Annotated in this window: 24 protein-coding genes and 1 tRNA gene; 23 read left to right on the plus strand and 2 right to left on the minus strand. The window is 55.3% G+C overall.

What is annotated here, in order from left to right:
* Window positions 1-102 precede the first annotated feature (102 nt).
* Window positions 103-177 (plus strand) — tRNA-Gln (locus tag INF68_RS08380).
* Between the two features lie 109 nt (window positions 178-286).
* Here INF68_RS08380 and ubiF read toward each other — a convergent pair.
* Window positions 287-1,462 carry a 3-demethoxyubiquinol 3-hydroxylase gene (ubiF, locus tag INF68_RS08385; protein WP_045402162.1) on the minus strand — a complete coding sequence of 392 codons (1,176 nt, stop codon included), beginning with the start codon at window positions 1,460-1,462 and terminating at the stop codon, window positions 287-289.
* 135 nt (window positions 1,463-1,597) lie between these two features.
* Here ubiF and miaB point away from each other — a divergent pair, with 135 nt between their 5' ends.
* The 10 genes from miaB to rihA all read left to right on the plus strand — a co-directional run bounded on the left by miaB (window position 1,598) and on the right by rihA (window position 11,822).
* Window positions 1,598-3,022, plus strand: a complete 1,425-nt coding sequence (gene miaB / locus INF68_RS08390) for a tRNA (N6-isopentenyl adenosine(37)-C2)-methylthiotransferase MiaB (protein WP_023310760.1) — start codon at window positions 1,598-1,600, stop codon at window positions 3,020-3,022.
* A gap of 163 nt (window positions 3,023-3,185) precedes the next feature.
* Window positions 3,186-4,232, plus strand: coding sequence for a PhoH family protein (locus tag INF68_RS08395; RefSeq protein ID WP_008501053.1), 1,047 nt, complete (start codon window positions 3,186-3,188; stop codon window positions 4,230-4,232).
* Window positions 4,229-4,696: an rRNA maturation RNase YbeY gene (ybeY, locus tag INF68_RS08400; protein ID WP_008501052.1), complete on the plus strand. Its 468-nt coding sequence runs from the start codon at window positions 4,229-4,231 to the stop codon at window positions 4,694-4,696. The genes INF68_RS08395 and ybeY overlap by 4 nt, the downstream gene beginning before the upstream one ends.
* A gap of 89 nt (window positions 4,697-4,785) precedes the next feature.
* Window positions 4,786-5,664 carry a CNNM family magnesium/cobalt transport protein CorC gene (corC, locus tag INF68_RS08405; protein ID WP_021242574.1) on the plus strand — a complete coding sequence of 293 codons (879 nt, stop codon included), beginning with the start codon at window positions 4,786-4,788 and terminating at the stop codon, window positions 5,662-5,664.
* Between the two features lie 5 nt (window positions 5,665-5,669).
* Window positions 5,670-7,208 (plus strand): apolipoprotein N-acyltransferase, encoded by a 1,539-nt coding sequence (lnt, locus tag INF68_RS08410; protein ID WP_126785955.1) that lies wholly within the window; start codon window positions 5,670-5,672, stop codon window positions 7,206-7,208.
* Window positions 7,209-7,560: 352 nt separating this feature from the next.
* Complete coding sequence (locus tag INF68_RS08415) at window positions 7,561-8,466, plus strand: amino acid ABC transporter substrate-binding protein (protein WP_008501049.1); 906 nt, start codon at window positions 7,561-7,563, stop codon at window positions 8,464-8,466.
* A gap of 154 nt (window positions 8,467-8,620) precedes the next feature.
* The gene (locus INF68_RS08420; RefSeq protein ID WP_023310756.1) at window positions 8,621-9,361 is read left to right on the plus strand and encodes an amino acid ABC transporter permease; all 741 of its coding nucleotides are present in this window, start codon (window positions 8,621-8,623) and stop codon (window positions 9,359-9,361) included.
* Window positions 9,361-10,035, plus strand: coding sequence for a glutamate/aspartate ABC transporter permease GltK (gene gltK / locus INF68_RS08425; RefSeq protein ID WP_014883002.1), 675 nt, complete (start codon window positions 9,361-9,363; stop codon window positions 10,033-10,035). Before INF68_RS08420 ends, gltK begins: the two co-directional genes overlap by 1 nt.
* Window positions 10,035-10,760, plus strand: a complete 726-nt coding sequence (locus INF68_RS08430; RefSeq protein ID WP_014883001.1) for an amino acid ABC transporter ATP-binding protein — start codon at window positions 10,035-10,037, stop codon at window positions 10,758-10,760. The genes gltK and INF68_RS08430 overlap by 1 nt, the downstream gene beginning before the upstream one ends.
* 120 nt (window positions 10,761-10,880) lie before the next feature.
* Window positions 10,881-11,822 carry a pyrimidine-specific ribonucleoside hydrolase RihA gene (gene rihA, locus INF68_RS08435; RefSeq protein WP_126785956.1) on the plus strand — a complete coding sequence of 314 codons (942 nt, stop codon included), beginning with the start codon at window positions 10,881-10,883 and terminating at the stop codon, window positions 11,820-11,822.
* Between the two features lie 79 nt (window positions 11,823-11,901).
* Here the strand turns inward: rihA and INF68_RS08440 are convergent, their stop codons facing one another.
* Window positions 11,902-12,384: a zinc ribbon-containing protein gene (locus INF68_RS08440; protein WP_032661386.1), complete on the minus strand. Its 483-nt coding sequence runs from the start codon at window positions 12,382-12,384 to the stop codon at window positions 11,902-11,904.
* 214 nt (window positions 12,385-12,598) lie between these two features.
* Here INF68_RS08440 and leuS point away from each other — a divergent pair, with 214 nt between their 5' ends.
* The 12 genes from leuS to lipB all read left to right on the plus strand — a co-directional run bounded on the left by leuS (window position 12,599) and on the right by lipB (window position 25,143).
* Entirely contained in the window at window positions 12,599-15,181 is a 2,583-nt protein-coding gene (leuS, locus tag INF68_RS08445) for a leucine--tRNA ligase (protein ID WP_023310753.1), read from the plus strand.
* A 14-nt stretch (window positions 15,182-15,195) separates the two neighbouring features.
* Window positions 15,196-15,765 (plus strand): LPS assembly lipoprotein LptE, encoded by a 570-nt coding sequence (lptE, locus tag INF68_RS08450; protein ID WP_023310752.1) that lies wholly within the window; start codon window positions 15,196-15,198, stop codon window positions 15,763-15,765.
* Window positions 15,765-16,796 (plus strand): DNA polymerase III subunit delta, encoded by a 1,032-nt coding sequence (holA, locus tag INF68_RS08455; protein WP_059446433.1) that lies wholly within the window; start codon window positions 15,765-15,767, stop codon window positions 16,794-16,796. Before lptE ends, holA begins: the two co-directional genes overlap by 1 nt.
* A complete protein-coding gene (gene nadD, locus INF68_RS08460; RefSeq protein WP_029740134.1) occupies window positions 16,789-17,454 on the plus strand; it encodes a nicotinate-nucleotide adenylyltransferase in 666 nt (221 codons plus the stop codon). The genes holA and nadD overlap by 8 nt, the downstream gene beginning before the upstream one ends.
* A 269-nt stretch (window positions 17,455-17,723) precedes the next feature.
* Complete coding sequence (gene rsfS, locus INF68_RS08465; RefSeq protein ID WP_023334893.1) at window positions 17,724-18,041, plus strand: ribosome silencing factor; 318 nt, start codon at window positions 17,724-17,726, stop codon at window positions 18,039-18,041.
* Between the two features lie 3 nt (window positions 18,042-18,044).
* A complete protein-coding gene (gene rlmH / locus INF68_RS08470) occupies window positions 18,045-18,512 on the plus strand; it encodes a 23S rRNA (pseudouridine(1915)-N(3))-methyltransferase RlmH (protein ID WP_023310748.1) in 468 nt (155 codons plus the stop codon).
* Window positions 18,513-18,540: 28 nt separating this feature from the next.
* Window positions 18,541-20,442, plus strand: coding sequence for a peptidoglycan DD-transpeptidase MrdA (gene mrdA / locus INF68_RS08475; protein ID WP_126785957.1), 1,902 nt, complete (start codon window positions 18,541-18,543; stop codon window positions 20,440-20,442).
* A 2-nt stretch (window positions 20,443-20,444) separates the two neighbouring features.
* On the plus strand, window positions 20,445-21,557 hold the full coding sequence (mrdB, locus tag INF68_RS08480; RefSeq protein WP_023310746.1) for a peptidoglycan glycosyltransferase MrdB: 1,113 nt from the start codon (window positions 20,445-20,447) through the stop codon (window positions 21,555-21,557).
* 16 nt (window positions 21,558-21,573) lie between these two features.
* Entirely contained in the window at window positions 21,574-22,686 is a 1,113-nt protein-coding gene (gene rlpA, locus INF68_RS08485; protein ID WP_126785958.1) for an endolytic peptidoglycan transglycosylase RlpA, read from the plus strand.
* Window positions 22,687-22,825: 139 nt separating this feature from the next.
* A complete protein-coding gene (dacA, locus tag INF68_RS08490) occupies window positions 22,826-24,037 on the plus strand; it encodes a D-alanyl-D-alanine carboxypeptidase DacA (protein ID WP_014069323.1) in 1,212 nt (403 codons plus the stop codon).
* A gap of 106 nt (window positions 24,038-24,143) precedes the next feature.
* Window positions 24,144-24,407, plus strand: coding sequence for a DUF493 family protein YbeD (gene ybeD, locus INF68_RS08495; RefSeq protein ID WP_006177135.1), 264 nt, complete (start codon window positions 24,144-24,146; stop codon window positions 24,405-24,407).
* 94 nt (window positions 24,408-24,501) lie between these two features.
* Window positions 24,502-25,143 (plus strand): lipoyl(octanoyl) transferase LipB, encoded by a 642-nt coding sequence (lipB, locus tag INF68_RS08500; RefSeq protein WP_126785959.1) that lies wholly within the window; start codon window positions 24,502-24,504, stop codon window positions 25,141-25,143.
* Window positions 25,144-25,399 lie beyond the last annotated feature (256 nt).

Consider the following 25,399-nt stretch of genomic DNA (forward strand, 5'->3'; position numbering starts at 1 on the left):
GCCAAGCGGTAAGGCACCGGATTCTGATTCCGGCATTCCGAGGTTCGAATCCTCGTACCCCAGCCAATTTAAAAAGTCGTTAAGCAGTTTGTTTAACGCAATTGGGGTGTCGCCAAGCGGTAAGGCTCTGGTTTCTGATACCAGCATTCCGGGGTTCGAATCCCTGCACCCCAGCCACTTAAGTAACAAAAAAGCCCGCTCTGCGGGCTTTTTTGTTTTTGTTGTTAGTATTGTGCGGCCTGATGCCCTCACCCTGCCCCTCTCCCACGGGGAGAGGGAATGAAAACTAAAGTCCTAAGGCGTATTTCAGCGCCTGACGTTTCAGACCGCCGGCACGCTCCGCTGCCATCAATCCAATATTACGCAGAATGCGCACCGGGGCTAAGTCATTGCTGAACCCGGCATAGAACAGATCCATCCCCGACTGCATAATAAAGTTATCCGCCATGCGCCGCGTCTGGTAACGCTTGAGAATCTGATGGCTGGCCCAGTTTTCCGCGTGCCCGCGGGCGCTGCTCAGCACATCCAGTAACGCATCGACATCACGGTACCCCAGATTCACGCCCTGCCCGGCCAGCGGATGAATGGTGTGCGCTGCATCGCCCACCAGCGCCAGCCCTTCACGGGCATACTGCAAAGCATGGCGCCGCGTGAGGGGAAACGCCCCGGCAGCCACCGGCGTAACGTTGCCCAGACGGCTCGGAAAATGCAGGCGAATTTCCCGCTGCAATTGTTCCATTGAAAGCCCCTGCAGCTGGCGAATGCGTGCCGGTTTGTCGTACCAGACCAGGGATGCCCAGTTATCAAACAGCGGTAAAAACGCATGCGGGCCATTCGGCGTAAAGTGCTGCCACGTGCTTTCTCCCGGCGCATTCTCGCACTCGGCGGTAATCAGCATGCAGGACTGCTCATACTGCCAGGCATGAACGCCAATTCCCGCCATCTGTCTGACCTGCGAGTTAGCGCCGTCCGCTCCGACGACGAGCTTCACGGCCAGTTCATCGCCGCTGTCGAGCGTCAGCAAATACCCGCTCTCGTGAGGATGCAGAGCCTTAATCGACGCCGGAACGCGCAGCGTCACCTTCGGGTGCGCCTCCAGCGCCTGCCAGAGCGCCTGCTGGAGCACGTTGTTTTCCACCATATAACCCAGGCGCGGCAGCTTCAGCTCAGCGGCATCAAACGCGACGTGGGCATTTTCCCACTCCCAGGTTTCAAGACGGCTGTAAGGATGGGCGCGCATCGCCAGCACCGCCTCCCAGACGCCCAGCCCGCGCAGCAGATCGACGGACGCCGCGCTGATCGCGGAAATGCGCACATCCGGTTTGCTGGCGGGATCGAAGGCCGGTGGAGCAGCCTGTTCGATTACCGTTACCTCAAATCCCTGCTGCGCCAGCCCCAGCGCCAGCGCGCCGCCGACCATACCGCCGCCGACAACGGCAACTTCGGTGTGTAGGAGTGTCATGGTCAATTTTCCTTATTGGAGAATCCCTTAAGTTTACCGGATTTTTGCGGTCCTGAGACACATAACCTTCATACTGGTCACAACCCCACCAAAGCATTACAATACGCGGCTTGCAATCCTGAGCTGAGCAAGTCGATGACTAAAAAACTCCATATAAAAACCTGGGGCTGTCAGATGAACGAATACGATTCATCCAAGATGGCTGATCTGCTGGATTCAACCCACGGATACCAGCTGACAGAAAATGTGAAAGAAGCGGACGTGCTGCTGCTGAACACCTGTTCGATTCGTGAAAAAGCGCAGGAAAAAGTCTTTCACGTGTTAGGCCGCTGGAAGCTTCTCAAGCGAAAAAATCCGGACCTGATCATCGGCGTGGGTGGCTGCGTTGCGTCGCAGGAAGGTAAGCTGATCCGCCAGAGAGCCCCGTATGTGGATATTGTCTTTGGTCCTCAGACCCTGCACCGCCTGCCGGAGATGATCAATCAGGTTCGCGGCAGCCGCAGCCCGGTCGTTGACGTCAGCTTCCCGGAAATCGAAAAGTTTGACCGTCTGCCGGAGCCGCGCGCTGATGGCCCGACCGCCTTCGTCTCCATCATGGAAGGCTGCAACAAATACTGCACTTACTGCGTGGTACCTTACACCCGCGGTGAAGAAGTCAGCCGTCCGGCAGACGATATTCTGTTTGAAATTGCGCAGCTTGCCGCGCAGGGCGTTCGCGAAGTGAACCTGCTGGGCCAGAACGTTAACGCCTGGCGCGGGGAAAACTACGACGGCACCACCGGCAGCTTTGCCGAGCTGCTGCGTCTGGTGGCCGCGATTGACGGTATCGACCGCATTCGCTTTACCACCAGTCATCCGATGGAGTTTACCGACGACATCATTGACGTGTATCGCGATACGCCAGAGCTGGTGAGCTTCCTGCACCTGCCGATTCAGTGTGGCTCTGACCGCGTGCTGAACCTGATGGGCCGCCCGCATACGGTGCTGGAGTACAAGTCCACCATTCGTAAGCTGCGTGAAGCGCGTCCGGATATCCAGATCAGCTCCGACTTTATCGTCGGCTTCCCTGGCGAAACCGCTGATGACTTCGAGCGCACCATGAAGCTCATCGGTGAAGTGAATTTTGACGTCAGCTACAGCTTCATCTTCTCTGCGCGTCCTGGAACACCTGCGGCCGATATGGTTGACGATGTGCCGGAAGAAGAGAAAAAGCAGCGTCTGTATATTCTGCAGGAGCGTATTAACCAGCAGGCCAACGCGTGGAGCCGCCGTATGCTCGGCACCGTTCAGCGCATTCTGGTGGAAGGCACCTCCCGCAAGAGCATTATGGAACTCTCCGGTCGTACCGAAAACAACCGCGTGGTGAACTTTGAAGGCACCCCGGATATGATCGGTAAATTCGTGGACGTCGAAATTGTTGAAGTGCTGACCAACTCGCTGCGCGCGAAGCTGGTACGCACCGAGGACGAAATGGGGCTGCGTATTGCCGAGTCACCGGAATCCGTGATCTCTCGTACCCGTAAAGAAAACGATTCTGGCGTGGGGATTTACCAGCCTTAATCCTCCTGGCCTGCCTTTCCGGCAGGCCTTGTATTTCCTCTCATCGTCCCCAATATCTTCCGCAACGCTTGCGCCTTTATCCTGTGGCGTGAATAATTTCGGTAATGACCGTTTTATTACGCCCTATCGCAATGGGTCAGTTAACCAATTAAAGAGGAACAGTTTGAATATAGATACGCGTGAAATTAGCCTTGAGCCAGCAGACAACGCTCGCCTGCTGAGCCTGTGCGGGCCGTTTGATGACAACATCAAACAACTGGAGCGACGTCTGGGTATCGAAATCAATCGTCGCGATAATCATTTCAAACTTACCGGACGCCCTATCTGCGTCAACGCCGCTGCGGACATTCTGCGTAGCCTGTATGTTGATACCTCCCCGATGCGCGGCGAAATTCAGGATATCGAACCGGAACAAATTCACCTCGCCATTAAAGAGGCGCGCGTGCTTGAGCAAAGCGCGGAAAGCGTGCCGGACTACGGTAAGGCAATCAATATCAAGACCAAACGTGGCGTCATTAAGCCGCGTACGCCAAACCAGGCGCAGTACATCGCCAATATCCTCGACCACGATATCACCTTCGGCGTGGGTCCGGCGGGTACGGGTAAAACCTATCTGGCCGTTGCCGCTGCGGTAGATGCGCTGGAACGCCAGGAGATCCGTCGCATCCTGCTGACCCGCCCTGCCGTCGAAGCGGGCGAAAAGCTGGGCTTCCTGCCGGGCGATCTGAGTCAAAAGGTCGACCCGTATCTGCGTCCTTTATACGATGCGCTGTTCGAGATGCTCGGCTTTGAGAAGGTTGAGAAGCTCATTGAGCGTAACGTTATCGAAGTGGCCCCGCTCGCCTACATGCGCGGTCGTACGCTGAACGATGCGTTCATCATTCTCGATGAGAGCCAGAACACCACCATCGAACAGATGAAGATGTTCCTGACGCGTATCGGCTTTAACTCGAAAGCGGTCATTACCGGTGACGTCACCCAGATCGACCTGCCGCGCAGCACCAAATCAGGCCTGCGCCACGCGATTGAGGTGCTGGCCGAGGTCGACGAAATCAGCTTTAACTTCTTCCACAGTGAAGACGTGGTACGCCACCCGGTGGTCGCGCGTATCGTTAACGCCTATGAAGCCTGGGAAGAGGCGGATCAGAAGCGTAAGGCCGAACTGGCCGCAGAACGTAAGCGCGAAGCGCAGGAGCAAGAACAGAAATGAGTCAGGTGATCCTCGATTTACAGCTGGCCTGTGAAGACAATTCCGGCATGCCAGATGAGGCACAGTTTCAGAAATGGCTGGATGCGGTAATCCCCCAGTTTCAGGAAGAATCAGAAGTGACGATTCGCCTGGTGGATGAAGCAGAAAGCCATGAGCTTAACCTGACCTATCGCGGGAAAGATAAGCCGACCAACGTGCTCTCTTTCCCGTTTGAAGCGCCTCCAGGCATTGAGATGCCGCTGCTGGGCGATCTGATCATCTGCCGTCAGGTGGTTGAACAGGAAGCGAAAGAGCAGCAAAAGCCGCTTGAGGCCCACTGGGCGCATATGGTGGTACACGGCAGCCTGCATCTGCTCGGCTACGATCACATTGAAGATGACGAAGCGGAAGAGATGGAGTCCCTCGAGACAGAGATAATGCTTGCTCTGGGCTATGAGGATCCGTACATTGCCGAGAAAGAATAGTCCGTCACCTGACGGACTCACATGCCGCCACGAAAGGATATCGCGTGGCGGTAAACGTTGAACCAACAAGAGAACCCTTAACAAACGCCATGAGCGACGACAATTCACACAGTAGCGACACGACAACCAGTAAAAAGGGATTTTTCTCCCTCATTCTGAACCAGCTTTTCCACGGCGAACCCAAAAACCGTGATGAACTGCTGGAGCTGATTCGTGATTCCGGGCAGAACGACCTTATCGACGAAGATACGCGTGAAATGCTCGAAGGGGTTATGGACATCGCCGACCAGCGCGTTCGCGATATCATGATCCCCCGCTCGCAGATGATCACCCTGAAACGTAACCAGACTCTGGACGAGTGCCTCGATGTGATCATCGAATCCGCCCACTCGCGTTTCCCGGTCATCAGCGAAGACAAAGATCACATCGAAGGGATTTTGATGGCCAAAGATCTGCTGCCGTTTATGCGCAGCGATGCCGAAGCCTTCAGCATGGAAAAAGTGTTACGCCAGGCCGTGGTTGTGCCGGAAAGTAAACGTGTGGATCGGATGCTGAAAGAATTTCGCTCTCAGCGTTACCACATGGCGATTGTTATTGATGAGTTTGGTGGCGTTTCCGGTCTGGTCACGATCGAGGATATTCTTGAGCTGATCGTGGGCGAAATCGAAGACGAGTACGACGAAGAAGAAGATATCGACTTCCGTCAGCTTAGCCGCCACACCTGGACCGTGCGCGCGCTGGCCTCCATCGAGGACTTCAACGACGCCTTCGGTACCCACTTCAGCGATGAAGAGGTCGATACCATTGGCGGGCTGGTGATGCAGGCCTTTGGCCACCTCCCGGCGCGCGGTGAGACCGTTGACATCGACGGTTACCAGTTCAAAGTGGCAATGGCCGACAGCCGACGTATTATACAGGTTCACGTCAGAACGCCGGACGACTCACCGGTGCCAAAACTGGAAGATTAATGTAAATGGCATTTGCCCCACTGCTTGAACGCCAGCGCGTCCGTTTGCTGCTGGCGCTGTTACTCGGAGCCAGCGGTACGCTGGCTTTTTCTCCTTACGATATATGGCCTGCCGCCATTCTCTCCCTGATGGGGCTTCAGGGCCTGACCCTGAATCGTCGTCCGGTACAGGCTGCTGCCATCGGTTACTTCTGGGGGCTGGGGCTGTTTGGCTCAGGTATCAACTGGGTCTATGTCAGCATCGCCCAGTTTGGCGGTATGCCTGGCCCGGTAAACGTCTTCCTGGTGGTATTGCTCGCCGCGTATCTCTCGCTCTATACCGGTCTGTTCGCCGGCATCCTTTCTCGCCTGTGGCCAAAAACTACCTGGCTGCGCGTCGCCATTGCCGCGCCGGTGGTCTGGCAAATAACCGAGTTCCTGCGCGGCTGGGTGCTGACGGGCTTCCCGTGGCTACAGTTCGGCTACAGCCAGATTGACGGCCCCCTGAAGGGGCTGGCGCCGGTCATGGGCGTTGAGGCCATCAACTTCCTGCTGATGGTGGTGAGCGGCCTGCTGGTATTAGCGCTGGTCACACGCTGCTGGAAGCCGCTGGCTGTGGCGCTGGTGCTGTTTGCCCTGCCCTTCCCGCTGCGCTATATCCAGTGGTTCACGCCCGAGCCAAAGCGCACCCTGCAGGTTTCCATGGTGCAGGGGAACATCCCGCAGTCCATGAAGTGGGACGAGAAAGAACTGCTGAATACGCTGAAGATCTACGCCAACGCCACCGAAGAGGTGATGGGAAAATCACAGCTGATTATCTGGCCGGAGTCTGCCATTCCCGATCTGGAGCTCAACCAGCAGCCGTTCCTCAACATGATGAACGACCTGCTGCTGGCTCGGGGCAGCACGCTGATCACCGGGATTGTCGATGCGCGTCTGAATCAGCACAACCGCTACGACACCTACAACAGCATCATTACGCTCGGGAAAGACAGCGAGTACAGCTACCACTCCACTGACCGGTACAACAAGAACCACCTGGTGCCGTTTGGTGAATTTGTCCCGCTGGAGTCGATTCTGCGCCCGCTGGCCCCGTTCTTTGACCTGCCGATGTCCTCTTTCAGCCGCGGCCCGTACGTACAGCCTCAGCTGCACGCGCACGGCGCTGCCCTGACGGCGGCCATCTGCTACGAAATCATCCTCGGCGAGCAGGTGCGCGATAACTTCCGCCCGGATACGGACTATCTGCTGACCATCTCTAACGATGCCTGGTTTGGTAAGTCAATCGGCCCGTGGCAGCACTTCCAGATGGCACGCATGCGCTCCCTGGAGCTGGCGCGTCCGCTGCTGCGCAGTACCAACAACGGCATCACGGCCGTGATTGGTCCGCAGGGTGAAATTCAGGCAATGATCCCGCAGTTTACCCGCGAGGTACTGACCACTAAAGTCACGCCAACCACGGGGCTGACGCCATACGCGCGCACCGGCAACTGGCCGCTGTGGGTACTGACCGCGCTGTTCGGCTTTGGCGCGGTGCTGATGAGCCTGCGTCAGCGTCGTAAATAACCTTTCCTTCTGTTGTCGGGTGGCGTAGCCGCCACCCGACAATTTTCTCCAGACTCCCATTCTGGCACGCCTATTGCTTTGTTTATTCAGGTAAACGCAGTTTGGCTTAACGTGCAACTTTGTCGCACCAGCGTAGATCATCGGTAGCACCGAAACGGTGCAACGGGAGATATTTGCCTCTGAATGGTGCGGCGCGCTTCGCAAAAATAAACAATAACGCAGCAAAATCTTTACATTAAGCCAGACTAAATGTTAACAAGCTTGCATAACACTGCACTCGCACTGCGCGAGATATAACAACATCACAATGGGTATCAATGCGTCGCTGGCGCTGATAAAAAAGGAGTTGGGTATGCAATTACGTAAACTGGCCACAGCAATGCTGGTTATGGGAATGTCTGCAGGCGTGGTTCACGCTGAAGATGCTCCGGCAGCAGGCAGCACTCTCGACAAGATTGCCAAAAACGGCGTCATCGTGGTCGGCCACCGTGAATCTTCTGTCCCGTTCTCTTACTACGACAACACGCAAAAAGTCGTGGGCTATTCACAGGATTACTCCAACGCCATCGTTGAAGCTGTGAAGAAAAAGCTGAACAAACCTGACCTGCAGGTGAAGCTGATCCCAATCACTTCACAGAACCGTATTCCACTGCTGCAAAACGGCACCTTTGACTTCGAGTGTGGCTCCACCACCAACAACCTCGAGCGTCAGAAACAGGCAGCATTCTCTGACACTATCTTTGTCGTGGGCACCCGTCTGCTGACGAAGAAAGGCGGCGAGATCAAAGACTTCGCTGACCTGAAAGGCAAAGCGGTTGTTGTGACCTCTGGTACGACGTCAGAAGTGCTGCTGCACAAGCTGAACGACGAGAAGAAAATGGATATGCGCATCATCAGCGCGAAAGACCATGGCGACTCCTTCCGTACCCTGGAAAGCGGTCGTGCCGTCGCGTTTATGATGGATGATGCTCTGCTGGCGGGCGAACGTGCGAAAGCGAAAAAACCAGACAACTGGGATATCGTCGGTACCGCGCAGTCCAAAGAAGCCTACGGCTGTATGCTGCGTAAAGACGACCCGCAGTTCAAAAAGCTGATCGATGACACCATCGCTCAGGTGCAGACCTCCGGCGAAGCGGAGAAATGGTTCGACAAGTGGTTCAAGAACCCGATTCCACCAAAAAACCTGAACATGAATTTTGAACTGTCTGACGACATGAAAGCGCTGTTCAAATCACCAAATGACAAGGCTCTTAACTAATTAGAACTACAGGGGCGGGATCTCCTGCCCTCTCGATTGTCGGGAAGCATGGACAGACTATACGTTGAGTGGTCGTTCCCCACTCAGCGCGAAAAATGAGCTTCTCACCAATCTTCGAGGGTAGCGCTGCTACCCTTTTTTTCTGGAGTTTATTATGTCAATAGACTGGAACTGGGGCATATTCCTGCAACAAGCCCCGTTCGGCAACACCACCTATCTTGGCTGGCTGTGGAGCGGCTTTCAGGTCACCGTGGCACTATCGATAACGGCGTGGATTATCGCGTTTCTTGTCGGTTCTTTGTTCGGTATTCTGCGCACCGTCCCTAACCGTTTTCTTTCAACGCTTGGCACCCTGTATGTGGAACTGTTCCGTAACGTTCCGCTGATCGTGCAATTCTTTACCTGGTATCTGGTCATCCCGGAACTGCTGCCGGAAAATATTGGCATGTGGTTCAAGTCGGAACTGGATCCGAACGTGCAGTTCTTTGTCTCCTCCATGATGTGTCTGGGGCTGTTTACCGCTGCACGCGTTTGCGAGCAGGTGCGTGCCGCCATTCAGTCATTGCCGCGTGGACAAAAAAACGCGGGCCTGGCAATGGGCCTGACGCTGCCCCAAACCTACCGCTACGTGCTGCTGCCTAACGCCTACCGCGTTATCGTTCCGCCGATGACCTCCGAGATGATGAACCTGGTAAAAAACTCGGCCATCGCCTCGACTATCGGCCTGGTCGACATGGCCGCGCAGGCGGGCAAGCTGCTGGATTACTCCGCTCACGCGTGGGAATCCTTCACCGCGATTACGCTCGCGTATGTTCTGATTAACGCTTTCATCATGCTGGTGATGAACCTGGTTGAACGCAAAATCCGCCTGCCGGGTAATCTGGGGGGCAAATAATGTACGAATTTGACTGGAGTTCTATCGTTCCATCCATGCCTTACCTGCTTGATGGACTGGTGATTACCTTAAAAATCACCGTTATCGCCATCATCATTGGTATCGTCTGGGGTACCCTGCTGGCCGTCATGCGCCTGTCGAGCTTTAAGCCGCTCGCCTGGTTTGCGACCGCCTACGTTAACGTGTTCCGTTCCATCCCGCTGGTGATGGTGCTGCTGTGGTTTTACCTGATTGTGCCCGGTTTCCTGCAGAACGTGCTGGGGCTGTCGCCGAAAACCGATATCCGTCTGATCTCCGCCATGGTGGCGTTCTCAATGTTCGAGGCCGCTTACTACTCAGAAATTATCCGAGCGGGCATTCAGAGTATCTCCCGCGGGCAATCCAGCGCCGCGCTGGCGCTGGGAATGACGCACTGGCAGTCCATGCAGCTCATTATTCTGCCGCAGGCGTTTCGCGCCATGGTTCCGCTCCTGCTGACCCAGGGTATCGTGCTGTTCCAGGATACCTCGCTGGTCTACGTTCTGAGTCTGGCAGACTTCTTCCGTACCGCGTCAACCATCGGTGAACGTGATGGTACGCAGGTCGAGATGGTGCTCTTTGCGGGTGCGGTCTATTTTGTGATTAGTTTAAGCGCGTCGCTGTTGGTCAGCTGGCTGAAGAAAAGGACGGTATAATGATTTCCCTGAAAAATGTTTCTAAATGGTATGGGCACTTTCAGGTGCTGACCGACTGCTCCACCGAAGTCAAAAAAGGCGACGTGGTGGTGGTGTGCGGGCCGTCCGGCTCCGGTAAATCGACGCTGATCAAAACCGTCAACGGACTGGAGCCGGTGCAGCAGGGTGAGATCGTCGTCAACGGCACAAAGGTCAACGACAAGAAAACCAATCTTGCCCAGCTTCGCTCTCACGTTGGTATGGTGTTCCAGCATTTTGAGCTGTTCCCTCACCTCTCCATTATTGAGAACCTGACCCTGGCCCAGGTGAAAGTGCTCAAGCGTGATAAAAAAGCGTCGCGCGAGAAAGGTCTGAAGCTCCTGGAACGCGTTGGCCTCTCTGCGCATGCCGATAAGTTCCCGGCGCAGCTCTCCGGCGGCCAACAGCAGCGTGTGGCGATCGCCCGCGCGCTGTGCATGGATCCGGTTGCCATGCTGTTTGATGAGCCAACTTCGGCGCTCGATCCGGAGATGATCAACGAAGTGCTGGACGTAATGGTCGAACTGGCGCACGAAGGGATGACCATGATGGTGGTGACCCACGAAATGGGCTTCGCCCGTAAGGTGGCCAACCGCGTGATCTTTATGGACGAAGGGAAAATTGTCGAAGATTCCCCGAAAGAAGAGTTCTTCGCTAACCCGAAATCCGAGCGTGCGAAAGATTTCCTTGCGAAAATCCTGCACTAACCTTCCCGGTGCGCAATCTGCGGATTGCGCACTGCTTCACGCTTTCGCTCAGTTCCTCTCGTCGGCGTCACATTGCAGCGTTAACCTTGTCACAAAATAACGCTACGTATGGAGAACGCTATGGCACAGCCTATTATTCTCGATTGCGATCCGGGTCATGACGACGCGATCGCGCTCGTCCTCGCTCTTGCCTCCCCTGAACTCGTGGTAAAAGCCGTCACTTCATCCGCCGGAAACCAGACGCCTGACAAAACCCTGCGCAACGTGCTGCGCATGCTCACGCTGCTCAAACGCACCGATATTCCTGTCGCCGGCGGGGCCGTGAAGCCGCTGATGCGCGAGCTGATTATTGCCGACAACGTTCATGGTGAAAGCGGGCTGGATGGTCCGGCACTGCCGGAGCCGGGTTTCACGCCGCAAAACTGTACCGCCGTCGAGCTGATGGCGAAGGTGCTGCGCGAAAGCGCGGAACCGGTAACGCTGGTGGCAACCGGACCGCAAACCAACGTTGCGCTGCTGCTGAACAGCCATCCTGAGCTGCATAATAAAATTGCCCGTATTGTGATTATGGGCGGGGCCATGGGGCTGGGGAACTGGACGCCTGCGGCGGAGTTCAACATCTTTGTCGACCCGGAAGCGGCGGAAATCGTCTTTCAGTCCGGCTTACCGATTGTGATGGCCGGGCTGGACGTTACCCACCGCGCGCAGATTATGGCGGACGATATTGAGCGTTTTCGCTCGGTGGGTAATACGGTCGCGACAACCGTGGCCGAGCTGCTCGACTTCTTTATGGAATATCACAAAGCCGAGAAATGGGGCTTCCACGGCGCGCCGCTGCACGACCCGTGCACCATTGCCTGGCTACTGAAGCCGGAGATGTTCACCACGGTGGACAGATGGGTTGGTGTTGAGACGCAGGGAAAATACACCCAGGGAATGACGGTGGTGGATTACTACTCGCTGACGGGGAATAAACCTAATACCACGGTGATGGTGGACATCGATCGCGAGGCGTTTGTGGATTTGCTGGCGAAGAGACTGGCTTACTATAGTGCAGCCTGATGCCCTCACCCCAACCCTCTCCCACGGGGAGAGGGGGCAAACACTAAAAACGGCAACATAGTTGCCGTTTTGCTTTTATTTAGGGCTCAAACGGCCGACGCTGGAACTGATCGTGGCCGCATTTCGGACACAGCGGCAGGACATCCGGCGTATATACCGCAATATGGTGGTGGCAATTCTCGCACACCAGATTTCCCAAGCCGACCACCTCACCACTGTGATACACACCGTGATGGTTCAAATCCTGAAAGACCTCGCGCCACTCCAGCTGCGTTTTATCCGTGATGTCGGCCAGCTCCTGCCACAGGCTCTCTTTAATCACCCGCATAAAAACGCTGTCAGTGACCTCCTCCTGACTCTCCTGGTAGCTGCGCGCGAACTCTTCCAGATCGCGACGCACGGCGCGCGTCACCTCTTCCACTTCGGTTCGCGTTAACTCACCCGTTTGCGTCACGCGGGCACGCGCCTGCTCCACCAGCGCATCGATATCTCGCTCGCCGTTACGCAGCCGTTCCGTCAGTGTCGCCACCAGTTCGCGGTAAAATTGAGCAACCTTGTTCATCATTTTGCCTCCCGGGTAAGTAACTATTTCTAATAATAGACCTTATTTCATCGCCGCTTTGTCAGGTGAAGCACAGACCCGGTAAATTCCTGCAAAGCGCATTTGTGCGAAAGGCTGTTTTGACGCGGGCGTTTGGGCTATGCTATGCGGATCTGAATTACCACATCCATTGGCTACATTTGTAGCTGTATTGAAAACAGGACCACTGGCTGCCATGCAAGAGCAATACCGCCCGGAAGAGATAGAATCAAAAGTCCAGCAACACTGGGACGAGAAGCGCACCTTTGAAGTAACCGAAGACGAGAGCAAAGAGAAGTATTACTGCCTGTCGATGCTTCCCTATCCTTCTGGTCGACTACACATGGGCCATGTGCGTAACTACACCATCGGCGATGTGATTGCACGCTACCAGCGCATGCTGGGTAAAAACGTTCTGCAGCCTATCGGCTGGGATGCGTTCGGTCTGCCTGCGGAAGGCGCGGCGGTCAAAAACAACACCGCTCCGGCGCCGTGGACGTACGACAACATCGCGTACATGAAAAACCAGCTCAAAATGCTGGGCTTTGGCTATGACTGGAGCCGCGAGCTGGCAACCTGTACCCCGGAATACTATCGCTGGGAGCAGAAGTTCTTCACCGAGCTGTACAAAAAAGGCCTGGTGTATAAGAAGACCTCTGCCGTTAACTGGTGCCCGAATGACCAGACCGTTCTCGCGAACGAACAGGTTATCGACGGCTGCTGCTGGCGCTGTGACACCAAAGTTGAGCGTAAAGAGATCCCACAATGGTTTATCAAAATCACCGCTTACGCTGATGAGCTGCTGAACGATCTGGATAACCTGGATCACTGGCCAGATACCGTTAAGACCATGCAGCGCAACTGGATCGGCCGTTCTGAAGGCGTGGAGATTACCTTCAACGTTGAGAACTACGACCAGACTCTGACTGTCTACACCACCCGTCCGGATACCTTCATGGGCGCGACCTACCTGGCCGTGGCCGCAGGTCATCCGCTGGCGCAGAAAGCGGCGGAAAACAATCCGGAGCTGGCGACCTTCATCGACGAGTGCCGCAACACCAAAGTGGCCGAAGCCGACATGGCGACGATGGAGAAAAAAGGGGTTGATACCGGCTTTAAAGCCATTCACCCACTGACAGGCGAAGCAATCCCTGTCTGGGCCGCCAACTTCGTTCTGATGGAGTACGGCACTGGCGCCGTGATGGCTGTTCCGGGTCACGACCAGCGCGACTACGAATTTGCCACCAAATATGGCCTGACCATCAAGCCTGTCATCCTGGCGGCTGACGGTTCAGAACCAGACCTGTCTGAACACGCGCTGACTGAAAAAGGCACCCTGTTCAACTCCGGTGAATTTAGCGGTCTGAGCTTCGAAGAGGGCTTCAACGCCATCGCCGATAAGCTGGCCTCTCTGGGCGTGGGCGAACGTAAAGTTAACTTCCGTCTGCGCGACTGGGGCGTGTCCCGTCAGCGTTACTGGGGTGCGCCAATCCCGATGGTGACGCTGGAAGATGGCACCGTGATGCCAACCCCGGAAGATCAGCTCCCGGTGATCCTGCCGGAAGACGTGGTCATGGACGGTATCACCAGCCCGATTAAAGCCGATCCGGAGTGGGCAAAAACCACCGTTAACGGACAGCCTGCGCTGCGTGAAACCGACACCTTTGACACCTTTATGGAGTCATCCTGGTACTATGCGCGCTACACCTGCCCGCAGTATCAGGACGGTATGCTCGATTCCGATGCGGCAAACTACTGGCTGCCGGTTGATATCTATATCGGCGGCATCGAACACGCCATCATGCACCTGCTCTACTTCCGCTTCTTCCACAAACTGATGCGCGATGCAGGCATGGTGAACTCTGACGAACCAGCAAAACAGCTGCTGTGTCAGGGCATGGTGCTGGCAGATGCGTTCTATTATGTTGGTGCCAACGGCGAGCGTAACTGGGTTTCACCGGTTGATGCGATCGTCGAGCGTGACGAGAAGGGCCGTATCGTTAAGGCGAAAGACGCCGAAGGTCATGAACTGGTCTACACCGGCATGAGCAAGATGTCCAAGTCGAAAAACAACGGTATCGATCCGCAGGTGATGGTTGAGCGTTACGGTGCGGATACCGTGCGTCTGTTCATGATGTTTGCCTCTCCGGCGGACATGACCCTGGAATGGCAGGAGTCCGGCGTGGAAGGGGCGAACCGCTTCCTGAAACGCGTCTGGAAACTGGTTTACGAACACACTGCACTGGGCGATGCCCCGGCGCTGAACGCCGCCGCACTGACTGAAGATCAGCAGGCGCTGCGTCGCGATGTTCATAAAACGATTGCGAAAGTGACCGATGATATTGGTCGTCGTCAGACCTTCAATACCGCAATTGCGGCTATTATGGAACTGATGAACAAGCTGGCGAAGGCTCCGCAGGACGGCGAGCAGGATCGTGCCTTAATGCGTGAAGCGCTGCTTGCTGTTGTTCGCATGCTGAACCCGTTCACTCCGCACGTCAGCTTCACCCTGTGGCAGGAGCTGAAAGGCGAAGGCGATATCGACAACGCGCCGTGGCCGCAGGCTGACGAATCAGCGATGGTAGAAAACACGACGCTGGTTGTGGTCCAGGTAAACGGCAAAGTCCGCGGTAAAATTACCGTGGCGGTCGATGCAACCGAAGAACAGGTTCGCGAGCGCGCGGGCCAGGAACCTCTGGTCGCAAAATATCTTGAGGGCGTTACCGTACGTAAAGTGATCTACGTACCGGGTAAACTGCTCAATCTGGTCGTTGGCTAAGCGCGGGAGGAAACGTGCGACAACTGGCAACAATACTCTTATCACTGGCGGTGCTTGTCACCGCCGGCTGTGGCTGGCACCTGCGCAATACCACGGCGGTGCCTGCTGAGATGAAAACGATGATTTTCGACTCATCAGATCCGAATGGTCCACTCAGCCGGGCAATTCGTAATCAGCTGCGTCTGAACGGCGTTGAGCTTGTTGAGAAACAAACGCTACGCCAGGATGTACCGTCTCTGCGCGTTACAGGAAGTGGTCTGTCGAGAGATACGGCCTCTATCTTCCAGGATGGCCGTACAGCTGAATATCAGATGGTGCTGACGGTCAACGCAGCGGTCCTGATCCCGGGTAAAGACATCTATCCGATCAGCACGAAAGTGTACCGTTCGTTCTTCGATAATCCGCAGACGGCGCTGGCAAAAGATGCCGAACAGCAGATTATCATCAACGAAATGTACGACAAGGCGGCGGAACAGCTGATCCGTAAACTGCCAGGTATTGCAGCGTCTACCAGACAAGGCTCTGACATTGTTGAAAAACCCGTTGCCGGCACGCTTCCTGCTGCTAACTCTCTGGGTAAATGATGATCAGGCTGTATCCTGAACAACTCCGCGCGCAGCTCAAAGAAGGGCTGCGCGCGGCGTATCTGCTTCTTGGAAACGATCCGTTATTACTTCAGGAAAGCCTGGATGCCGTGCGGCATGAGGCCGCCTCTCAGGGCTTCGATGAGCACCACACCGTCCAGCTGGATAACAACACCGACTGGAATGCCCTCTTCTCACTCTGTCAGGCGATGAGCCTTTTTGCGTCGCGCCAGACTATTCAGATCCTGCTGCCAGAGAACGGCCCTAACGCGGCCATCAATGAACAGCTGGCCACGCTGGTCAGCCTGCTTCACAGCGATCTGCTGCTGATTGTGCGCGGCAACAAGCTCACCAAAGCGCAGGAAAATGCGGCGTGGTTCACCCAACTCGCTGCCCACGCGGTGCAGGTGACCTGTCAGACGCCTGAACAGGCGCATCTGCCCAAATGGGTGGCAGCGAGAGCGAAGCAGAACAACCTTCAGCTGGATGATGCGGCGAACCAACTGCTCTGCTACTGCTATGAAGGTAACCTTCTGGCCCTGGCGCAGGCGCTGGACAGACTCTCCCTGCTCTGGCCGGATGGCAAGCTGACCTTGCCGCGCGTCGAGCAGGCCGTTAACGACGCGGCGCACTTCACGCCGTTCCACTGGGTGGACGCGCTGCTGTCGGCGAAAAGCAAACGCGCCCTGCATATTCTGCAACAGCTGCGTCTCGAAGGGAGCGAACCGGTTATTCTGCTGCGTACGCTGCAGCGCGAATTGCTGCTGCTGATTACGCTCAAGCGTCAGTCTGCCCATACGCCGCTGCGTTCGCTGTTTGATAAACACCGCGTGTGGCAAAATCGCCGCGCTTTGACCACCGAGGCCGTCAACCGCCTGAGTCATGAACAGCTTCGTCAGGCTGTGCAGCTTCTGATGCGCGCTGAGCTCACGTTAAAACAAGATTACGGCCAGTCGGTCTGGGCGGAGCTGGAAAGCCTTTCCCTGCTGCTCTGCCACAAGGCGCTGGCAGACGTTTTTATTGATGGATAGCATGCATTCTTTACAGGCCTTATATGGCGGCACCTTCGACCCGGTACATTACGGACATCTGAAGCCGGTTGAAATTCTGGCGAATCTGATCGGACTTCAGCGCGTCACCATCATGCCCAACAATGTCCCGCCCCATCGTCCACAGCCCGAGGCGACGAGCGAGCAGCGAAAAGAGATGCTTGCCCTTGCCATCGCAGATAAACCGCTCTTCCGACTTGACGAGCGTGAGCTGCGTCGCGACACGCCCTCCTGGACGTCTCAGACGCTTCAGGAGTGGCGCGCCGAACAAGGACCAGACCAGCCGCTTGCCTTTATCATCGGCCAGGATTCTCTGCTGAATTTCCCCACGTGGCATCAGTATGAAACCATCCTGGAGAACAGCCACCTGCTCGTCTGCCGCCGTCCCGGCTATCCGCTGACCATGCGCGAAGAGCAGTACCAGCAGTGGCTGGAAGACCATCTCACCGATAATGTTGAAGATCTTCACAACCAGCCTGCCGGGAAGATCTATCTGGCGGAAACGCCGTGGTTCGATATCTCTGCGACTCTCATTCGCGAGCGTTTACAGCAGGGTTTAGCGTGTGACGATCTGCTGCCAACCCCGGTGCTGGCCTATATCCATGCGCACGGTTTGTATCAGAAAAGCGCAGATGAATAGCCGGAGAGCATAAAAAGCGGCTTATTGTTTATCCTGCCTTGACAGGGTAAGCCATACTGTTATTCTCCGCTGCCAGACTTTCCCGCCGATCGTTGCTTTACAGAAATTGTTTTACAAAAATGGCAATGCAATCTCAGGCGGAGGGTGGGATGATACCCGCCTTCAAAAGCCCGGCCGGAGACATTTGTCCCGACGCAGGCGTGAGTTCAGGTATACTGTCTGGCTACGAATTCAAAGTTTTACAATCTCATTCACCCCAGGGGGAAAACTTGCAGGGTAAAGCACTCCAGGATTTTGTTATTGACAAAATTGATGATCTGAAAGGTCAGGACATCATCGCTATCGACGTTAAGGGTAAATCCAGTATTACCGACTGCATGATCATCTGCACCGGTACATCGACGCGTCATGTTGTTTCAATTGCCGATCACGTGGTTCAGGAATCGCGTGCAGCAGGGCTGTTACCGCTGGGTGTTGAAGGTGAAGCGACGGCTGACTGGGTGGTAGTCGACCTCGGCGATGTGATTGTCCACGTCATGCAGGACGAGAGCCGTCGCCTGTATGAGCTGGAAAAACTCTGGGGTTAATGCGTGAAGTTACAGCTGGTCGCCGTCGGCACCAAAATGCCGGACTGGGTACAAACCGGTTTTACTGAATATCTGCGTCGTTTTCCAAAAGACATGCCGTTCGAGCTGGTGGAAATTCCCGCCGGTAAGCGCGGCAAGAACGCTGATATCAAACGTATTCTCGATAAAGAGGGCGAACTGATGCTGGCTGCCGCAGGCAAAAACCGCATCGTCACCCTCGATATTCCAGGTAAACCCTGGGATACGCCGCAGCTGGCGCAAGAACTGGAGCGCTGGAAGCAGGATGGTCGTGACGTCAGTCTGTTGATTGGCGGACCAGAAGGGTTATCCCCTGCCTGCAAAGCGGCGGCTGAACAAAGTTGGTCTCTCTCCGCGCTGACGCTTCCCCACCCGCTCGTTCGGGTACTGGTGGCAGAAAGCCTGTATCGCGCGTGGAGCATTACTACCAACCACCCCTATCACCGCGAGTAATGACTGACCAGGGTAGATTAAGCAGCGGATGAAACTACAGAATTCTTTTCGCGACTATACGGCTGAGTCCGCGCTGTTTGTGCGCCGGGCGCTGGTCGCCTTTACCGGGATTTTGCTGCTTACCGGCGTGCTGATCGCCAACCTCTATAATCTGCAAATTGTCCGCTTTACCGACTACCAGACGCGTTCAAACGAAAACCGCATTAAGCTGGTGCCTATCGCACCCAGCCGCGGCATTATTTACGATCGTAACGGCACACCGCTGGCGTTAAACCGCACCATCTATCAAATCGAGATGATGCCGGAAAAAGTCGATAATGTTCAGGATACGCTGGAAGCGCTGAAAAGCGTTGTCGACCTTAACGATGACGATATCGCGGCCTTCAAAAAAGAGCGCGCCCGCTCTCACCGCTTCACCTCGATTCCGGTTAAAACCAATCTTACGGAAGTCCAGGTGGCCCGCTTTGCGGTGAATCAGTACCGTTTCCCCGGCGTGGAAGTGAAGGGATATAAGCGTCGCTACTACCCCTACGGCTCCGCGCTGACGCATGTGATTGGCTACGTTTCCAAAATTAACGACAAAGACGTCGACCGCCTTGATAAAGACGGCAAGCTGGCCAACTACGCTGCTACGCACGATATCGGTAAGCTGGGGATCGAACGTTACTACGAAGACGTTCTGCACGGACAAACCGGCTATGAAGAGGTTGAAGTTAACAACCGCGGCCGCGTGATCCGCCAGCTGAAAGAAGTGCCGCCTCAGGCGGGGCATGACGTCTACCTGACGCTCGACCTCAAGCTACAGCAGTATATCGAAACCCTGCTGGCGGGTAGCCGTGCAGCCGTTGTGGTCACCGATCCCCGTACCGGCGGCATCCTGGCGATGGTCTCCATGCCTAGCTATGACCCGAACCTCTTTGTTGACGGCATTTCCAGTAAAGACTATTCCGGTCTGCTGAATGACCCGAACACGCCGCTGGTGAACCGCGCGACGCAAGGGGTTTACCCGCCGGCATCAACGGTTAAACCGTACGTGGCGGTCTCTGCGCTGAGTGCCGGCGTTATCAACCGTAATACCAGCCTGTTTGACCCGGGCTGGTGGCAGCTGCCGGGTTCAGATAAGCGCTATCGTGACTGGAAAAAATGGGGCCACGGTCATCTGAACGTCACCAAATCGCTGGAGGAATCCGCGGATACCTTCTTCTATCAGGTGGCGTATGACATGGGTATCGACCGCCTGTCAGAGTGGATGAGCAAATTCGGCTACGGACACTACACCGGCGTTGACCTTGCGGAAGAACGCTCCGGCAACATGCCGACGCGTGAATGGAAGCTGAAGCGCTTTAAAAAACCGTGGTATCAGGGTGACACCATCCCGGTGGGTATCGGCCAGGGTTACTGGACGGCAACGCCGATTCAGATGAACAAAGCCATGATGATCCTCATCAATGACGGCGTGGTAAAAGTGCCTCATCTGCTGCAGAGCACGGTTGAAGACGGCAAAAAAGTGCCGTGGAATCAGCCGCACGAGGCCCCGGTGGGTGACATCCATTCCGGCTTCTGGGAAATTGCGAAAGACGGTATGTACGGCGTGGCAAACCGCCCGAATGGGACCGCGCATAAGTACTTCGCCGGTACGCCGTACAAAGTGGCAGCAAAGTCCGGTACCGCGCAGGTGTTTGGTCTGAAAGCCAACGAAACCTATAACGCGCACCGCATTGCTGAACGTCTGCGTGACCATAAGCTGATGACGGCGTTTGCCCCTTATGATAACCCGCAGGTCGCGGTGGCGATGATTCTGGAGAACGGCGGTGCCGGACCAGCAGTAGGGACCATCATGCGCCAGATTCTTGACCACATTATGCTGGGTGATAACAACACCGAACTGCCGGCTGAAAACCCGGCCGCCGCTGCGGCGGAGGACCAATAATCATGACGGATAATCCAAATAAAAAATCGCTGTGGGATAAAATCCATATCGACCCAGCCATGCTGCTGATCCTGCTGGCTCTGCTGGTGTACAGCGCCCTGGTTATCTGGAGCGCCAGCGGCCAGGACATCGGCATGATGGAGCGCAAAATCGGCCAGATCGCCATGGGTCTGATTATCATGGTAGTGATGGCGCAAATCCCGCCGCGCGTCTATGAAGGCTGGGCGCCCTATCTCTACATCTTCTGTATTATTTTGCTGGTTGCGGTAGATGCGTTTGGCGCCATTTCAAAAGGGGCGCAGCGCTGGCTGGATCTGGGCGTTGTCCGCTTCCAGCCTTCGGAAATTGCCAAAATCGCCGTTCCATTGATGGTGGCACGCTTTATCAACCGCGACGTCTGTCCGCCGTCGCTGAAAAATACCGCCATCGCGCTGGTGCTGATTTTCCTGCCGACGCTGCTGGTTGCGGCACAGCCTGACCTCGGTACCTCAATCCTTATCGCCCTCTCCGGCCTGTTTGTCCTTTTCCTGTCAGGACTGAGCTGGCGCCTGATTGGTATCGCGGTGGTGCTGATTGCGGCGTTCATTCCTATCCTCTGGTTCTTCCTGATGCATGATTACCAGCGCCAGCGCGTCATGATGCTGCTCGATCCGGAAACCGATCCGCTGGGCGCGGGCTATCATATTATTCAGTCCAAGATTGCGATTGGCTCCGGCGGCCTGCGCGGTAAAGGCTGGCTGCACGGCACGCAGTCGCAGCTGGAGTTTTTACCGGAACGCCACACCGACTTTATCTTTGCGGTACTGGCGGAAGAGCTGGGGCTGGTTGGCATCTTAATATTGCTGGCGCTGTACGTCCTGCTGATCATGCGGGGATTGTGGATTGCAGCGCGCGCGCAAACCACCTTTGGTCGCGTCATGGCCGGCGGGTTGATGCTGATTTTATTCGTTTATGTCTTCGTAAATATTGGTATGGTGAGTGGTATTCTGCCGGTGGTAGGCGTACCGCTGCCGCTGGTGAGTTACGGAGGCTCGGCACTGATCGTGTTGATGGCCGGGTTTGGTATCGTGATGTCGATCCATACCCACAGAAAAATGTTGTCAAAAAGCGTATAAAAATAAGGGGATCGGAATGCGTAAGCAGTGGCTGGGGATCTGCATCGCGGCAAGTTTACTTGCGGCCTGCACAAGTGATGATGGTCAGCAACAGGCAACCGTCGCGCCGCCGCAGCCTGCGGTGTGTAATGGCCCGATCGTTGAAATCAGCGGTGCCGATCCCGTTTATGAACCGCTGAATGCCAGTGCCAATCAGGATTACGAGCGCGACGGCAAAAGCTATAAAATTGTTCAGGATCCTTCCCGTTTCAGTCAGGCGGGCTTTGCCGCCATTTATGATGCCGAGCCAGGCAGTAACCTGACGGCTTCCGGGGAAGCGTTCGACCCAATGCAGCTGACGGCGGCACACCCGACGCTGCCGATCCCGAGCTACGCCCGTATCACCAACCTGGCGAATGGCCGTATGATCGTCGTGCGGATCAATGACCGTGGACCTTACGGGAATGACCGGGTGATTTCCCTGTCGCGCGCGTCTGCCGATCGCCTGAACACCTCGAACAACACCAAAGTCCGTATTGATCCGATTATCGTCGCACAGGATGGTTCGCTCTCCGGGCCGGGTACCGCGTGTACGACGGTGGCAAAACAGACCTATGCCCTTCCTGACCGCCCAAATCTTGACGGCGGAATGGGAAGCGTCTCGTCTCCGGCAGAGCCTGCTCAGCCGGGGGGAGAAATTCGCCCGATCAGCAATGACACGCTGCAAAGCGAGGATTCTACCGGCGCGCCGGTAAAGAGTAGCGGCTTTCTTGGCGCACCGACGACCTTAGCCTCAGGCGTGCTGGAAGGCAGCGAGCCGACTCCGGCCCCTGCTCCCGTTGCTGCGCCAGCGACCCAGCCGGCTCCCGTAACGGCGCCAGCGGCCACGCAAAGTGCGGCGGTGGCGGCTCCAGCAGCGGCCAGCGGCAGCTATGTGGTTCAGGTAGGCGCAGTGAGCGATCAGGCCCGGGCCAGGCAGTACCAACAGCGTCTGAGCCAGCAGTTTGGCGTACCGGGACGCGTTGAGCAGAACGGCGCGGTCTGGCGCATTCAGATGGGGCCGTTTGCCAGCAAATCGCAGGCCGCATCCCTGCAGCAGCGTCTGCAGAATGAAGCTCAACTTCAGTCATTTATCGCTGTTGCGAAATAATTAACCGGCGGTATCCGAATTGTCAGTTAGTGTAAAACACATTCACAAACTCATGCTTAAAGTCGGATGCCTGCCTGAATAGCATTTGCTATAGTAAGGCACTTTTTTTAATTCCATCACGGATGTCGTAGTTCTGACCATGAAGACCACTTTTTCTGCTCGTTTTGTGCAGCGCATGGCGCTGACCACGGCCCTTTGCGCTGCTGCGCTCTCTGCAGCTCACGCCGATGACCTGAATATCAAGACCATGATCCCTGGCGTTCCGCAAATCGACGCGGAATCCTACATCCTGATCGATTACAACTCTGGCAAAGTGCTGGCAGAGCAGAATGCCGATGCCCGCCGTGACCCGGCCAGCCTGACCAAAATGATGACCAGCTACGTTATCGGCCAGGCGATGAAGGCAGGTAAATTCAAAGAATCGGATCTGGTCACCATCGGTAACGATGCTTGGGCAACCGGGAACCCTGTTTTCAAAGGTTCCTCTCTGATGTTCCTGAAGCCGGGTATGCAGGTTCCTGTTTCCCAGCTGATTCGCGGTATCAACCTGCAGTCTGGTAACGATGCCTGCGTGGCAATGGCCGATTTCGCCGCCGGTAGCCAGGATGCCTTTGTGGGTCTGATGAACAGCTACGTTACCGCGCTGGGTCTGAAAAACAGCCATTTCCAGACTGTACACGGCCTGGACGCAGACGGTCAGTACAGCTCCGCACGTGATATGGCCCTGATTGGTCAGGCCCTGATCCGCGATGTACCTAACGAATACTCTATCTATAAAGAGAAAGAGTTCACTTTCAACGGTATTCGTCAGACCAACCGTAACGGTCTGCTGTGGGATAACAGCCTGAACGTTGACGGCATCAAAACTGGCCACACCGACAAAGCGGGCTACAACCTGGTGGCCTCTGCCACTGAAGGTCAGATGCGTCTGATCTCTGCCGTGATGGGCGGCCGCACCTTTAAAGGTCGTGAAACAGAAAGCAAGAAACTGCTGACCTGGGGCTTCCGCTTCTTCGAAACCGTGAACCCACTGAAAGCAGGCAAAGAGTTTGCGTCTGAACCCGTCTGGTTCGGCGACAACGACCGTGCTTCACTCGGCGTTGATAAAGACCTCTACCTGACCATTCCACGCGGTCGCATGAAGGATCTGAAAGCCAGCTACGTGCTGAACAGCACCGAGCTGCATGCCCCGCTGCAGAAAAACCAGGTTGTGGGCACGATCAACTTCCAGCTGGATGGAAAAACGATCGATCAGCGTCCGCTGGTTGTCCTGCAAGAAATTCCTGAAGGCAATTTCTTCGGCAAAATCATTGATTACATTAAATTGATGTTCCACCACTGGTTTGGTTAAAAATTGAACACTTGAAAGTGTGATTTTGATCCCCATATACTAAGTATCCTGATAACTCCCACCTGACGTGGGAGTTATTATTTTTTGACGTTACGCCGGAGCTGACATGAAAACCAAACTTAACGAACTGCTTGAATTCCCTACCTCATTTACCTACAAAGTAATGGGTCTGGCGAAACCTGAGCTGGTTGATCAGGTGGTTGAAGTGGTACAGCGCCATGCGCCGGGTGACTACTCTCCGTCAGTAAAACCAAGCAGCAAGGGCAACTACCACTCTGTCTCTATTACCATCACTGCGACACACATCGAGCAGGTTGAAACGTTGTACGAAGAGCTCGGCAATATCGAAATTGTTCGTATGGTGCTGTAGTCCCTTTGCGGTTACCCGGTTTGCCGGGTAACCCCTCTCCCCGCTGTGATATACTCCCCCACACCTTTTGTCCCTCGTCTTCGGAGACGCAGTTTTGTATCAGGATAAAATTCTGGTCCGTCACCTCGGCCTGCAACCTTATGAGCCTGTCTCCCAGGCTATGCATGACTTCACCGATTCACGCGATGACAGCACCCCGGATGAGATCTGGCTGGTCGAACACCTGCCGGTATTTACGCAGGGCCAGGCGGGTAAAGCAGAGCATTTGCTAATGACGGGAGATATCCCGGTTATTCAGAGCGATCGCGGCGGTCAGGTCACTTATCATGGGCCCGGGCAGCAGGTGATGTACGTCCTGCTCAATCTGAAACGCAGAAAGCTTGGCGTACGTGAACTGGTTACCTTACTGGAACAAACTGTCGTCAACACGCTGGCGGAATATGGTATTGACGCGCATCCACGCGCCGATGCGCCGGGCGTTTACGTTGGGGAAATGAAGATCTGCTCCCTGGGGCTGCGTATTCGTAAAGGCTGCTCATTCCATGGCCTGGCCTTGAATATTAATATGGACCTCGCGCCTTTCCAGCGCATTAACCCCTGCGGCTATGCCGGCATGGAAATGACGCAGGTACGCCAGTGGGTTGAAACCGCTACGCCAGAAACTATTCGTCCGGTGCTTTTGAAGAACGTTTTAGCACTACTTAACAATCCACCACACGAATATATCCCTGCTTAATATATCATACAACAGGGCTCGATAATTTGGCGGGCCACTGTTTATTTACCGCTTTTGCACTTTACAATAATCCGCAGATTCTATATTTTCGAAGCGCCCGAATATTACCGCTACATATTATTTAGCCTCCAGCAAGCACGGCATAAGTAACGTGAGCAATAATCACTCAACTGTTTGTTTTTGATAAACAAGTGAAACAAAACCAACACTTTATGAATCTCTACAAGCATAATAAATAAATTCAACTATCATTCAT

This window comes from Enterobacter cloacae complex sp. P16RS2 (genome assembly GCF_014982155.1).
GTDB lineage: Bacteria > Pseudomonadota > Gammaproteobacteria > Enterobacterales > Enterobacteriaceae > Enterobacter > Enterobacter cloacae_M.